At 63.7% G+C, this 13,620-nt stretch carries 11 protein-coding genes; 4 read left to right on the top strand and 7 right to left on the bottom strand.

Features of this window, described 5'->3' with window-relative positions:
* Window positions 1-73 precede the first annotated feature (73 nt).
* The 3 genes from B9A31_RS01355 to ycaC all read right to left on the bottom strand — a co-directional run bounded on the left by B9A31_RS01355 (window position 74) and on the right by ycaC (window position 1,990).
* Window positions 74-892 carry an alpha/beta fold hydrolase gene (locus B9A31_RS01355; protein WP_084296606.1) on the bottom strand — a complete coding sequence of 273 codons (819 nt, stop codon included), beginning with the start codon at window positions 890-892 and terminating at the stop codon, window positions 74-76.
* Between the two features lie 39 nt (window positions 893-931).
* Complete coding sequence (locus tag B9A31_RS01350; RefSeq protein WP_019096460.1) at window positions 932-1,240, bottom strand: hypothetical protein; 309 nt, start codon at window positions 1,238-1,240, stop codon at window positions 932-934.
* A gap of 120 nt (window positions 1,241-1,360) precedes the next feature.
* Window positions 1,361-1,990, bottom strand: coding sequence for an isochorismate family cysteine hydrolase YcaC (ycaC, locus tag B9A31_RS01345; protein WP_019096461.1), 630 nt, complete (start codon window positions 1,988-1,990; stop codon window positions 1,361-1,363).
* Between the two features lie 202 nt (window positions 1,991-2,192).
* Here ycaC and B9A31_RS01340 point away from each other — a divergent pair, with 202 nt between their 5' ends.
* Entirely contained in the window at window positions 2,193-3,620 is a 1,428-nt protein-coding gene (locus B9A31_RS01340; protein WP_084296695.1) for a mechanosensitive ion channel family protein, read from the top strand.
* A 45-nt stretch (window positions 3,621-3,665) separates the two neighbouring features.
* Here the strand turns inward: B9A31_RS01340 and B9A31_RS01335 are convergent, their stop codons facing one another.
* Both B9A31_RS01335 and B9A31_RS01330 read right to left on the bottom strand, forming a co-directional pair.
* Complete coding sequence (locus B9A31_RS01335; protein WP_019096463.1) at window positions 3,666-4,952, bottom strand: L-pipecolate oxidase; 1,287 nt, start codon at window positions 4,950-4,952, stop codon at window positions 3,666-3,668.
* A 151-nt stretch (window positions 4,953-5,103) separates the two neighbouring features.
* A complete protein-coding gene (locus B9A31_RS01330) occupies window positions 5,104-6,594 on the bottom strand; it encodes an L-piperidine-6-carboxylate dehydrogenase (protein WP_016712672.1) in 1,491 nt (496 codons plus the stop codon).
* Between the two features lie 136 nt (window positions 6,595-6,730).
* Here B9A31_RS01330 and B9A31_RS01325 point away from each other — a divergent pair, with 136 nt between their 5' ends.
* Both B9A31_RS01325 and B9A31_RS01320 read left to right on the top strand, forming a co-directional pair.
* Window positions 6,731-7,621 (top strand): LysR family transcriptional regulator, encoded by an 891-nt coding sequence (locus B9A31_RS01325; RefSeq protein WP_027609979.1) that lies wholly within the window; start codon window positions 6,731-6,733, stop codon window positions 7,619-7,621.
* Between the two features lie 140 nt (window positions 7,622-7,761).
* A complete protein-coding gene (locus B9A31_RS01320; protein ID WP_084296605.1) occupies window positions 7,762-9,156 on the top strand; it encodes a 2-oxoadipate dioxygenase/decarboxylase HglS in 1,395 nt (464 codons plus the stop codon).
* Between the two features lie 51 nt (window positions 9,157-9,207).
* On the opposite strand, the gene B9A31_RS01315 is transcribed toward B9A31_RS01320, so the two are convergent.
* Complete coding sequence (locus B9A31_RS01315) at window positions 9,208-10,134, bottom strand: LysR substrate-binding domain-containing protein (protein WP_019097523.1); 927 nt, start codon at window positions 10,132-10,134, stop codon at window positions 9,208-9,210.
* A gap of 157 nt (window positions 10,135-10,291) precedes the next feature.
* Here B9A31_RS01315 and B9A31_RS01310 point away from each other — a divergent pair, with 157 nt between their 5' ends.
* Window positions 10,292-11,680: a NorM family multidrug efflux MATE transporter gene (locus tag B9A31_RS01310; RefSeq protein WP_019097522.1), complete on the top strand. Its 1,389-nt coding sequence runs from the start codon at window positions 10,292-10,294 to the stop codon at window positions 11,678-11,680.
* 43 nt (window positions 11,681-11,723) lie between these two features.
* On the opposite strand, the gene B9A31_RS01305 is transcribed toward B9A31_RS01310, so the two are convergent.
* Complete coding sequence (locus B9A31_RS01305; protein ID WP_019097521.1) at window positions 11,724-13,388, bottom strand: putative bifunctional diguanylate cyclase/phosphodiesterase; 1,665 nt, start codon at window positions 13,386-13,388, stop codon at window positions 11,724-11,726.
* Window positions 13,389-13,620 lie beyond the last annotated feature (232 nt).

Below are 13,620 nucleotides of genomic sequence, written 5' to 3'. Positions count from 1 at the left end.
GGTTAGCCCTGATCAACATTTGTGCTGCCTTGGCTGGCCACTTCGCGGGCAAGCCCGCGAATGCCTCCCACGGTTACTGCTGGAGGAACGCCAGCAAATCCTCATTCAACTGCTGCGCATGGGTCACCGCAAACCCGTGCGGCGCACCGGCATACACCTTCAGCTCAGCCCCGCGAATCAGCTCTGCCGCCCGCTTGCCAGTGGTTTCGAACGGCACGATCTGGTCGTCGTCGCCATGAATCACCAGCGTCGGCACATCGACCTTGGCCATGTCCGGGCGGAAGTCGGTTTCGGAGAACGCCGTCACGCAATCCAGAGTGCCCTTGATCGAGGCCATCAGCGCGATGTTCAGGGTTTGCGTCTGCATGCCCTGGGACACCTGCTGCCCATGGTTCAGGCCATAGAACGGCGTGGCAAAGTCGGCGATGAACTGGGCCCGGTCGGCACGCAGGCCGGCACGGATACCCTCGAACACTGACAGGTCGACACCCTCAGGGTTGTCGTCACGCTTGCCGAATACTGGCGTCACAGCCCCCAGCAACACCAGCCCGGCCACACGCTCGCTGCCGTGGCGGGCGATGTAGCGGCTGACATCACCGCCACCCATCGAGAAGCCCACCAGGGTGACGTCGCGCAGGTCGAGGTGTTCGATCAGCTGGGCAATGTCATCGGCAAAGGTGTCGTAGTCGTAACCGTTCCACGGCTGGCTCGAACGGCCGAAGCCCCGGCGGTCGAAGGCGATGGTGCGGTAGCCGCGGCTGGCCAGGAACTCCATCTGCGAATCCCACATGTCGGCATCCAGCGGCCAGCCGTGGCTGAACAGCACGGGCTTGCCGCTGCCCCAGTCCTTGAAATAGATCGAAGTGCCATCGCGGGTAACGAAGGTGCTCATAACGGTATCTCCTTGAAAGTGTCGAGGTGAAGGCGTGGCTCAGCCGCGCAGCCAGTTGGCGCAGCGGCGGGTTACCCAAGGCATGATGTAGAACACCACGGGCAGGATGACGAACAGGTTGACGATGAGGTTGCCGGTGATCGGGCCGCCCAGCTGCGGGAAGCGTGCGAACAGCGGCGCCAGCAGTTGCGGAATGACCATGGTCATCGGGCAGATCACCAGGTAGGTCAGCAGCGCCTGCTTCCAGCGCGGGGGTTGTGCAACCGGGGTGCTCGAAGCGGTGTCGATCACCTGGTGTTGCAGGCATACGGTCACCACATCGCGGTTGTCTTGGGTTGCGGTGTTCATCGGCGTTCCTTGGGATGAGCTTGCCCGCATCCACTGTGCAACGGCGGACGGGCGGAGGATTGGATGGGTGTGCTGCCCTGGGCGGGCACCGACTGGCGGTGCCCGGGGCGGCGGTTTGGCTTACTTGCCGGCGTTGAAGGCGTTGTAGCTGGTCATCAGGTTGCGGTAGTCCGGGATGTGATTGGAGCACAGCGCCGCCAGCCCTTCGATATCGTTGCGCCAGTCGCGGTGCAGCTCACAGGCCACGCCGAACCAGGTCATCAACTGCGCGCCTGCCTGGCTCATGCGGTCGTGGGCAGCGTCACGGGTCATGGCGTTGAAGGTGCCGGAGGCATCGGTGACCACGAATACGTCGAACTCTTCTTCCAGGGCCGACAGGGCCGGGAAGGCTACGCACACTTCAGTCACCACGCCGGCGATGATCAGTTGCTTCTTGCCGGTGGCCTTCACGGCCTTGACGAAGTCTTCGTTGTCCCAGGCGTTGATCTGCCCTGGGCGGGCAATGTACGGCGCATCCGGGAACAGGGCTTTCAGCTCTGGCACCAGCGGGCCGTTGGGGCCTTGCTCGAAGCTGGTGGTGAGGATGGTCGGCAGGTTGAAGAACTTGGCCAGGTCAGCCAGGGCCAGCACGTTGTTCTTGAATGCGTCCGGCTCGATGTCGCGGACCAGAGACAGCAGGCCAGCCTGGTGGTCGACCAGCAGGACAGCGGCGTCGTCTTTGTTCAGGCGGTTGTATTTGAAGTTGGTCATGGTCGTTGCTCCTAAGGGTTTTGATGTTCAGTAAGTGGGGTGTTTCGCGTTGATGGGAGAAGATTAAAACCATCACCTTTGGAGCGGTAGATAGCTGATTTTGGCTTTAGCGTTCTATTTAAGGAACGACAAATTGGCAGTGGATTTGCTGGGCTACCTGCTCTATTACTACCCACAGCCCTTCTCCCACCCCGAGACCACCATGCTGGCGTTCATCCAGTCGTCCCCGTTATTGCTCGGTACTGCCCTGCTCCTGCTGGATCTCGTGCTCTGGCAACTCATCCCCATCCAGCGCCGCGCCTGGCGCATCGGCACGCGCCTGGTGATATTCCTGCTGTTCAGCTCGGTGCTGGTGGCCGCTGGCATGAGCCCGCTGCAACCGCCGCCCTGGCCCGACGATGTGTCGCGCAACCTCATGGCCACGGTATTGGCGATCGGTTGGTGGCTGTTTGGCGCACGCACGGTCACGGTGGTGTTTGGCCTGCTGTTGGTGGCCCGTGGCAGCCATGGCGGGCGGTTGCTGCAGGATGTGCTGGGGGCGTTGATCTTCCTCGCCGCTGTGGTGGCTGCCGCCGGCTATGTGATGCAGCTGCCGGTCAAAGGCCTGCTGGCTACCTCCGGGGTGATGGCCATCGTCATCGGCCTGGCGCTGCAAAGCACCCTGGCCGACGTATTCAGCGGCATCGTGCTGAACACCACGCGGCCCTACCAGATTGGTGACTCCATTTCCATCGACGGCACAGAAGGCAAGGTGCTGGACATCGACTGGCGCGCCACACGCCTGCTGACCGGCACTGGCAGCCTGGCGGTGATCCCCAATTCGGTGGCGGCCAAGGCCCGGCTGCTCAACCACAGCCGCCCGGCCGATGTGCATGGGGTGTCGATCAGCGTGGTGGTGCCGGCCAAGGTGCGGCCCAAACGGGTGTTCGATGCACTGGAAAAGGCCCTGCAGGGCGTCAGTGCCATTCTTGAGACCCCAAAGCCGAAAGTGACGGTGAAGGCCTCGACACTGGAATCCGTGGAGTACGAGGCCAGCGGTTTCGTGGCCGAAGCAGGCGCCAAGGGCGACGCGCGCAACCAGCTGTTCGACCTTGCGCACCGCCACCTGGAGGCCAGCGGGGTGATGTGGAACGTGGACCTGGCCCTGCCGCCGCGCAGCCGCCAGCGCGAAGTACTGGACGAGGTGCGGGTGTTCCGCTCGCTAAGCGATGAAGAGCGTGATGCGCTGAGCCAGCGCATGACGGCGGTGGAGTACCTGGCGGATCAGGTGATCCTGGGCGTTGGCGAGCATTCCGATAACCTGTTGGTGATTGGCAGCGGGGTCATCTCGGCATCGGTGCGCGATGGCGACAAGTTGGTCGAAGCCGGGCGCATGGGGCCGGGTGAGGTGCTGGGGATCGAGGGCATCATCGATGAAGAGGATTCGCTGGCCGAGTTCCGCACGCTGACCAGTTGCGTGCTGTACCGGATCGACAAGGAACAGGTGAAGAGCTGCTTGCAGCAGCGTGGCGAGGTGCAGACGGCGCTGAGCAAGTTGCAGCGGTTCCGGCGCCAGAGCCGGGAGTCGTTGTTGCTGCAGAAGCCGGCCCTGATCAAGAAAGGCGGCTTCCTTAGCTGGTTGCACAAGTAAGCCTGACCGGCCTCTTCGCGGGCTCGCCCGCGAAGAGGCCAGAACTTACAACACAACTCTCAAGCATTGCCCCGCGTGGTACAGCGAGAACCCGGACTCATAGAAAGCGGTACGCAGCGAAGGTGCACTCACACCGGTCATCGGCGAGAACGGAATCGGCAGGCTATCCGCCTCCCCCTTCAGCAGGAACTCGGCAAACGCCCGGCCAATCACGGTGCCGGTGGTGTTACCTCGCCCGTTATAACCGGTCACCGCCACCAGCCCCGGCGCTGGCTCGAACAGGCGCATCAGGTGGTCCGGGGTGAAGTCGATGCAACCGGTCCAGTGCATTTCCCACTCGACCTTGCCCAGCTCCGGGTAGTAGTGGCTCTGGATCCGGTCTGCCCAACTGCGCACGAACCACGCCGGCTTGTTGTCGACCCGGCCCAGGCTGCCGAGCAACAGGCGGCCTTGGTCGTCACGGCGGATGCTGCTAAGCACGGTGCGGGTGTCCCACGAGCCTTGGCCGTGCGGCAGCACCTTGTCGGCTGCTGCGCCCTGCAACGGCTTGGACGCCACTTGGTAGTAGTACCCACGGAAGAACTGCTTCTGCAGGTTGCTCCAGTCGCCTTCGGTGTAGGCACCGGTGGAAATCACCACCTTGTCGGCGCGCACCGAGCCGCGGGCGGTCTTCACCCGCCAGGCATCGCCGTCACGCTCCAGGCCTTCGACCGAAGACTGCTGGAACAACTTGCCGCCCAGACGGGCCACGGCAGCCGCCAGGCCCTGGGTGTAACCCATGGGGTTGATGGTGCCGGCGCGGCGGTCGAGCAGCGCGGCGGAAATCTTGTTGGTACCGCAGTATTCCTGGCACTGGGCGCCGGTCAACAGCTCTACGTCGGCACCGCGGCGGCGCCATTGTTCGTGACGGGCCTCAAGGTCGGCGAGGCCGGTGGCGTTGTGCGCCATGTGCAGCGTGCCTTTGTGCTGGGCCTGGCAGTCGATGCCCAGGCGCTCGATCATGGCGAACACTTCAGCCGGGGCTTCGCCGAGCACTTTGTTCAGGCGGCTGCCTTGCTTCTGGCCGAGGGTGGCCTCGACGTCGTCAGGGCGGATCCAGGTGCCGGCGTTGACCAGACCCACGTTGCGCCCGGAGCCGCCGTGACCGACCTTCCAGGCCTCCAGCAGAATCACCGACTTGCCCTGTTCGAGCAGGTGGATGGCTGCAGACAGGCCGGTAATGCCGCCACCGATCACGCAGACATCGGCCTTGTGCTCACCGGCCAGGGCCTGGGCGGCAACGGTTGGTTTGCTGACGAATTCCCACAAGCATTCTTGACGCAGTTCGGACATGGCCCGGCTCCAGCAATTTGTTCTTGTTGGGGCTGCTTTGCAGCCCATTCGCGGCACAAGGCCGCTCCTACAGAAGGTCGCGATGCCTGTGTAGGAGCGGCCTTGTGCCGCGAACCGGGGGCATAGTCCCCGGCCATGCAGCATCAAACCATCAGTCGAACACGATACCCTGCGCCAGCGGCAGCTCGCGCGAGTAGTTCACGGTGTTGGTCTGACGACGCATATAGCCTTTCCAGGCATCCGAACCCGACTCACGACCACCGCCGGTTTCCTTCTCGCCACCAAACGCACCGCCGATCTCGGCGCCGCTGGTGCCGATGTTGACGTTGGCGATGCCGCAGTCGCTGCCCGAAGCACTCTGGAAGCGCTCGGCCTCACGAATGTCGGTGGTGAAGATGCACGACGACAGGCCTTGTGGCACTTCGTTGTTCAGGCGCAGGGCCTCTTCGAAGTCATCGTAGGCCAGCACGTACAGGATCGGGGCGAAGGTTTCGTGGCGCACCACGTCGCTCTGCGCCGGCATTTCGGCAATGGCAGGCGACACGTAGTAGGCGTTCGGGTACTGGTCGGCCAGCTGACGCTCCCCACCAAACACCTGACCACCTTCGTCGCGGGCCTTGGCCAGCGCGCCCTGCATGGCATCGAACGACAGCTTGTCGATCAGCGGGCCGACCAGGTTGTCCTTGCGTGGGTCGCCGATGCGCACTTTGCCGTAGGCGGCTTTGACGCGGGCAACCACTTCGTCCTTGATCGAGCGGTGCACGATCAGGCGGCGCAGGGTGGTGCAACGCTGGCCGGCGGTGCCGACAGCCGAGAACAGGATGCCGCGCACGGCCAGGTCCAGGTCGGCGCTCGGGGCCAGGATCATGGCGTTGTTGCCACCCAGCTCGAGGATGCTGCGGCCAAAGCGGGCAGCAACACGTGGCCCCACTTCGCGGCCCATGCGGGTGCTGCCGGTGGCGCTGACCAGCGGTACGCGCGGGTCGTCGACCATGGCTTCGCCAGCTTCGCGGCCACCGATGACCAGTTGCGCCAGGCCAGCCGGGGCATCGCCGAAGGCTTTCAGGGCTTTTTCGAACAGCGCCTGGCAAGCCAGGGCGGTGAGCGGGGTTTTCTCAGACGGTTTCCACACCACCGAGTTACCGGCCACCAGGGCCAGGGCGGTGTTCCAGGCCCAGACGGCGACCGGGAAGTTGAAGGCGCTTATCACGCCGACCACGCCCAGCGGGTGCCAGGTTTCACGCATGTGGTGGCCCGGGCGCTCGGAGGCGATGGTCAGGCCGTACAGCTGACGCGACAGGCCAACGGCGAAGTCGCAGATGTCGATCATTTCCTGTACTTCGCCCAGGCCTTCCTGGGTGATCTTGCCGGCTTCGATCGATACCAGCTCGCCCAGGTCGGCCTTGTGCTCACGCAGCACTTCGCCAAACAGGCGCACCAGTTCGCCACGGCGCGGGGCCGGCACAGTGCGCCAGGCTTCGAAGGCGCTTTGGGCCTGGTCGATGCGGGCGATGGTCTCGGCCTTGCCGAGCAGTTTCACCGAGGCGATCTGGCTGCCGTCGATCGGCGTGTGAACAGGGTAGTCGCCCTGGGTGTAAGCCTCGGCAGCAACGCCAAGGCGCTCGAGCAATCCAGCAACCATTTGTGCTTCTCCTACATCGGGTGATGGGGTGGAAAAATGATGTGGATCAGTATTAATCCGATCACATAGGTACAACAAACGACCTTTATTCCGCATATCATTCCGCCAGGTAATGATTTGAGCCGCAGAGACCGCTATGTCCAAACGCCTGGTGCCCTCCATGACCGCCCTGCAGTGCTTTGAAGCTGCAGCCCGCCATTTGAGCTTTACCCGTGCCGCCGAAGAGCTGCACCTGACCCAGAGCGCGGTCAGCAAGCAGGTGGCGCAGCTTGAAGACATGCTGCGCCACCACCTGTTTCTGCGCATTCGCAGGCGCCTGCAATTGACCCCGGCCGGCAGCCTGTACCTGGCCGAGGTCAACAAGATCCTCACCCAGGTGGACATGTCCAGCCGCTACGTACTCACCTACGGCGAGCAGACCGAGATATTGAAGGTAGCCACTCAACCGAGTTTTGGCGTGCGCTGGCTGATCCCGCACCTGAAAGGTTTTGGGAAGCGGCACAGCAATATTCACCTCGATATCCGCAACGAGATGGAGCCGTTTGCCCTGTTGCAGGGCTCGGCGGACGTGGTGTTTTTCTACGGCCAGGGCACCTGGCCGGGGGCCACCTGCGTGGAGCTGTTCCGCGAAGAGGTGGTGCCGGTGTGCGCGCCGGAGCTACTGGCCGGGCGCACACTGGGCGATGCCGCAGAGCTTGCCGACCTAGTGCTGTTGCAGAGCACGTCGCGGCCGGAGGCGTGGCATGAGTGGTTCCTGGAGCAGGACCTGCAGAGCGTCAGCGCTTACCACGGGCCACGCTTCGATACGTTCTATATGGCCTTGAGCGCGGCGCAGGCCGGGTGCGGGGTGGCGCTGGTGCCGCGTTACCTGGCGGCGAAAGAGTTGGCGGACGGGAGCCTGGTGGTGCCTTGGAACCATGCGATGCGCAGTGCCGGAGCGCATTATCTGGCGTATGCCGAGCATGCGGCGGAGGTGCCCAAGGTCAGGGCATTGGTGGAGTGGATTCACGAGCAGCTTCAGGCTTGAGGGCCTCTTCGCGGGTGAACCCGCGAAAGAGCCCTGAAGGTCGATCAAAAAAGGAATGACACACTCACTTTTTTTCGCTTGTGAGCCAAGTGCATTCCCAGCTTTCATGTAAGCGTCCGAACCCAACCAGGAAGCTAGCGATGCCCGCCCACGATTTCGTCAGCCCAGACAGCATTCGCGCGCAGTTCTCTGCCGCCATGTCGCTCATGTACAAACAGGAAGTGCCCCTGTACGGCACGCTGCTGGAGCTGGTGAGCGAAATCAACCAGCAGGTCATGGCCCAGCAGCCCAAGGTTGCCGAGGCCCTGCGCTGGACCGGGGAAATCGAGCGACTGGACCAGGAACGCCATGGCGCCATCCGCGTTGGCACCGCCGAAGAGCTGGCCACCATCGCCCGCCTGTTTGCCGTCATGGGTATGGAGCCGGTCGGCTACTACGACCTGAGCTCTGCTGGCGTGCCGGTGCACTCCACCGCCTTCCGTGCCGTGCATGAACAGTCGTTGCATGTCAGCCCGTTCCGTGTGTTCACCTCGCTGCTGCGCCTGGAGCTGATCGACAACCCGCAACTGCGCGAGCTGGCACAGGGCATCCTGGCCAAGCGCCAGATCTTCACCAGCCGCGCCCTCGAACTGATCGCCCAAAGCGAGCGCGATGGCGGGCTGAACGCCACAGATGCCGGGACGTTCGTGCAGGAAGCGTTGCACACCTTCCGCTGGCACCATGACGCCACCGTCACCGCCGAGCAGTACCAGCAGTTGCACGACCAGCACCGCCTGATCGCCGATGTGGTGGCCTTCAAGGGCCCGCACATCAACCACCTGACCCCACGTACCCTGGACATCGATGCGATCCAGGTCGGCATGCCGGCCAAAGGCATCCCGCCGAAGGCCGTGGTCGAAGGCCCGCCTACCCGTCGCCACCCGATCCTGCTGCGACAGACCAGCTTCAAGGCCTTGCAGGAAAAGGTCGCGTTCAGCGACCAGCAGGGCAGCGAAGGCAGCCACACCGCCCGTTTCGGCGAGATCGAACAACGCGGTGCGGCGCTGACGCCGAAGGGTCGCCAGCTGTACGACAAGCTGCTCGATGCCACCCGCGCTGCCCTGGGTGGCGCACCGGTCGAGGCCAACGCCGAGCGCTACATGTCGCTGCTGAAAGAAACCTTTGCAGCATTCCCGGACGACCTGGCGCAGATGCGTGAACAGGGCCTGGCATACTTCCGCTACTTCGCCACCGAGAAAGGCCTGGCTGCGCGTGACCAGGAAGGCCGCCCGACCACCCTGCAAGGGCTGATCGACGCAGGCCATGTGCACTTCGAGGCGCTGGTGTACGAGGACTTCCTGCCGGTGAGCGCGGCGGGCATCTTCCAGTCCAACCTGGGCGACGATGCGCAGGCCGAATATGGCAGCAATGCCAACCGCGATGCGTTCGAGGCAGCGTTGGGGTTGCAGGTGCAAGATGAGCTGGCGCTGTATGCGCAAAGTGAACGCCGGTCGCTGCAAGCCTGTGCGCAGGCGTTGAACCTGGGCTCGATGTAATGCATTGCGGCCCTTTCGCGGGTTTACCCGCGAAAGGGCCGGTACAGGCGATCAAAGAGGCGGCAGGATTTCCACATTCGGCAAGTCCATCGCCGCCACCTCGTCTTCCAGAAAAGCACTCAGCCGCCGCAACCGCTCCCCCCCTGGCCGGGTACGCGGCCACACCAGGTAATAATCCATTCCACTGGGCACCGCCGTCGGCCATGGCAGGCTCAAGCGCCCCTGCGCCACATCCTCGGCCACCATCAGCAAATCGCCCATGGAAATCCCATAGCCGCGCGCCGCCGCAATCATGCCCAGCTCCAGGGTATCGAACACCTGCCCGCCCTTGAGCGAAACCTTGTCGCTCAACCCCATGCGTTCCAGCCACTCCCGCCAGTCGCGCTTGTCCACCGTGGGGTGCAGCAGCTCGATAGAGGCCAGCCGGTGCTCGTCCCACGGCACTTTTTCCAGCAGGTCTGGCGCCCCTACGGGTATCAGCAACTCCGGGAACAGCTTGCGCACTTCCCAGTCCGGCGGGAACACCCCGTCGCTGAGCAACACCGCGCAATCGAACGGTTCCTGGTTGAAGTCCACATGGTCAACGTCCATCCAGGCACTGGTCAGCTGTACTTCATTGCCTGGCTGCAGGTGACGGAAACGGCTCAAGCAAGCCAGCAACCAGCGCATGGTCAGGGTCGAGGGGGCCTTCATGCGCAGGATGTCGTCTTCACCGCGCAAGGTATCGCAGGCCCGCTCCAGCGCCGCGAAGCCTTCGCGAACGCCTGGCAGCAATACCCGTGCGGCCTCGGTCAGTTGCAGGTTGCGGCCACTGCGCACGAACAGGCGGCAGGCGAAGTGATCCTCCAGCGTGCGGATATGCCGGCTGACCGCACTCTGAGTGATCGACAGTTCCTCACCGGCACGGGTGAAGGAACTTAGCCGCGCGGCGGCTTCGAATGCGCGAAGGGCATACAACGGTGGAAGCTGACGGGACATGAGGCACCTGCCATACGGGGCTGTGGAGCGGATCACCAAGAAGCATATATACATGAGTCAGACTCATGCCAATGATCGCTTTTATCCTTTTGTGCAAAGTTGACCAAAGCCTCAGAATCGCCCTTCGTTCATCACCTCAGGAAGAAGGACAGCCCTCATGCACGTCGCGCCCACCACAGAACTCAAGGCTTTGCTGCGCCTGGCCGGGCCGCTGATTGCCTCGCAGTTGGCGCACATGCTGATGGTGCTGACCGACACCCTGATGATGGCCCGCATCAGCCCGCAGGCCCTGGCCGGTGGCGGTCTAGGTGCAGCCAGCTACTCGTTCGTGTCGATCTTCTGCCTGGGTGTGATCGCCGCAGTCGGCACCCTGGTGGCGATTCGCAAGGGTGCCAACGATATCGAAGGCGCGACCCGACTGGCGCAGAGCGGCCTGTGGCTGGCCTGGGGCCTGGCACTGTTCGCCGCGCTGGTGCTGTGGAACCTGGAGCCGGTGCTGCTACTGTTCGGGCAAAAGCCCGAGAACGTAGCCTCGGCGGCCGAATTCCTCACGCTGCTGCCACTGGCACTGCCCGGCTACCTGACGTTCATGGCGTTGCGCGGTTTCACCAGTGCGCTGGGGCGCTCGACCCCGGTGATGGTCATCAGCCTGGCCGGCACGGTGCTCAACTACCTGTTCAACGTGGCGCTGATCGAGGGCATGTTCGGCCTGCCCAAGCTGGGCCTGATGGGCATCGGCCTGGTCACCGCGGTGGTGTCGATGGGCATGGCTATCGCGCTGGCGCTGTATATCCGCTGGCACTCGGCCTATGCCGCCTACCCGCTGCGCCAGGGCCTGTCGCGCCCGTCGCTGCCAGCACTGCGCGAGCTGTGGCGTCTGGGGCTGCCAATTGGCGGTACCTACATGGTGGAAGTGGGCCTGTTCGCCTTCGCCGCGCTGTGCATGGGCGTGCTGGGCAGTACCGAGTTGGCCGCGCACCAGATCGCCCTGCAGATCGTGTCCACGGCATTCATGGTGCCGACAGGGCTGTCGTATGCGGTGACCATGCGGGTGGGCTTGTATTACGGCGCTGGCAACCTGCTGGCGGCGCGCAGCGCCGGGCGCGTGGGCATTGGCTTCGGGGCGATGATCATGTTTGCCTTCGCCGCGCTGTTCCTGCTGCTGCCCGAGGCGCTGGTGGGGCTGTTTATCGACCGTAACGACCCGGCCTTTGCCGCGATCTTCCAGGTGGCCGTGCAGTTGCTGATGGTGGCGGCGTGGTTCGAGCTGTTCGATGGCATGCAGACGATTGCCATGGGCTCGATCCGCGGGCTGAAGGATGCCAAGACCACCTTCCTGATCGGGCTGGTGTGCTACTGGCTGGTGGGTGCGCCGAGTGCGTGGCTGTTCGCGTTCAACCTGGGCGCCGGCGCGGTCGGGATCTGGTGGGGCTTGGCGCTGGGGCTGGCGTGTGCGGCGGTGGCGCTGACGTTTGGCTTTGAGTGGCGGATGAAGCGGCTGCTGGGGAAGGCCGGTTCACCTGACAGGTCTGTGGTGTCTGTTTGATTGTTGGGGCCGCGAAAGGAGGGCGAAGCCCTCCCCTGCTATCTCAAACGCTAACCAGCTTCGGCCTGCTGCAATCCAGCAAAAATTCGATCAATTCCCCCACCGGCAGCGGCTTGCTGACCAGGTAGCCCTGCACCTGATCGCACCCAAACCCTCGCAACAAGGCCAGTTGCGCTTCACTCTCCACCCCCTCGGCCACCACCTCCAGGTTGAGGTTATGCGCCAGGTTGATCATGGCATGCACCAGCTTGCGGTTTTCCTCGCGCATTTCCATTTCGGCCACAAAGCTGCGGTCTACCTTGAGCAAGGTGATCGGCAGGCTGTTGAGGTGCACGAACGAAGAGAACCCGGTGCCAAAATCGTCGAGCGAGAAGCGCACACCCAGGCGGCCAAGGGCATCCATGGTCTGGCGTACCAGTTCGTTGCGGCGCATCACTGCCGTTTCGGTCAGCTCGAACTCCAGCCAACGGGCATCCACACCATGCTCGATGATCAGGCGGCTCAGGGTGGCCAGCAGCTGGCTGTCCTGGAACTGGCGGAAGCTGAGATTAACCGCCATGTGCAGCGGTTCCAGGCCGCGCTCGCACAGCGCCTGCATGTCGCGCAGCGCCCGGGAAATCACCCAGTAACCCAGCGGCACGATCAGGCCACTTTGCTCGGCCAACGGCACGAACTCGCTGGGCGGCAGCAGCCCGCGCTCGGCATGGCGCCAGCGCACCAGCGCCTCCAGGCCAACGATGCGCCCGTCCGCCAGGTCAAGCCGTGGCTGATAGTGCAGCTCCAGCTCATCACGGCGCAGGGCGCGGCGTAGCTCGCTTTCCAAATCGGCCAGGCTACGGGCGTTGCGGTTGATGCGCTCGTTGAACACATGGAAGGTGCAGCCTTGGCTACCCTTGGCCTGGCGCATGGCGATGTGGGCGTGCCACATCAAAGGGTCGGCCCCCGCTTGGGCGCGGGCATGGGCCAGGCCCAGGCTGCAGCCCAGCAGCAGGCTTTCGCCGTCGATGAAGTAGGGTTCGGCCAAGGCTTCGACGATACGCTCGGCAATCCATTCGGCGCGGTTGGCGTCGCGGCGGGTGTCGATCAGCAGGGCAAACTCGTCGCTGCCCAGGCGGGCCAGCTGGTCACCCGCCTCCAGCTGGTTTTGCAGCCGCGCCACCACCTGCAAAATCAGCCGGTCGCCGCTCTGGTGGCCGAGGGCATCGTTGACGTGGCGGAAGTTGTCCAGGTCCAGGTGGCCCAAGGCAACGCCACGGCCTTCGTTTTCGGCCAGGCGCGCAGTCAGCAAGGCCTGGAAACCTTGGCGGTTGGCGATGCCGGTCAGGGGGTCCTGCTCAGCCAGGCGCTGCAAGGTGGCCACCAGCACTCCACGTTCACGCACATGACGCAGCGAGCGGCGCAAGGTATCGGCATTGAGCTGGCCGCGTACCAGCCAGTCGCTGACGGCCGTGGGCGCCACCTCGGGCTCGTGGTCGAGCAGCAGGATGGTCGGCAGGTCGCAGCGCCCGGGCACGGGCTGCAGGGCCGGGGTTGCCAGCACCACAGCCTGGCGATCATTGCTGAACAGGCTGTCGACGGATTCCCAGTTCGGGGCGGTAAGCAGCACGGCGCTGCCGCTCAGGGCAGGCATGCAAGCGTGCAACAAGGCGGCCCATTCCGGCTCATCAGCCAACAGCAGCAAACGCAAAGGTTCGACAGGCGTGGACAAGCGGACTCCTTAGGGCTTCACGGTGCAACGATAACTGGCGGGTATGCTACTGCATTTAATGAAAATGATTTTCACTTTTATACATGTTTCTACGGGTGTAGCATCCCGACGTATTTTGTCGTGCATCCTGCTCGAAACGAGCCGAACCGGCAAATATGATTTTTTCAGGTGCTAGGATTAGTCCCACTAATAGTAGGCCGGATAAAAGTCTGACTCAGACGTCAGACGGTCG

The organism is Pseudomonas sp. URIL14HWK12:I5 (genome assembly GCF_900176445.1).
GTDB classification, from domain to species: domain Bacteria; phylum Pseudomonadota; class Gammaproteobacteria; order Pseudomonadales; family Pseudomonadaceae; genus Aquipseudomonas; species Aquipseudomonas monteilii.
Note: the sequence above shows the minus strand (reverse complement) of the source record. Positions and strands in the feature narration are given on the sequence as shown.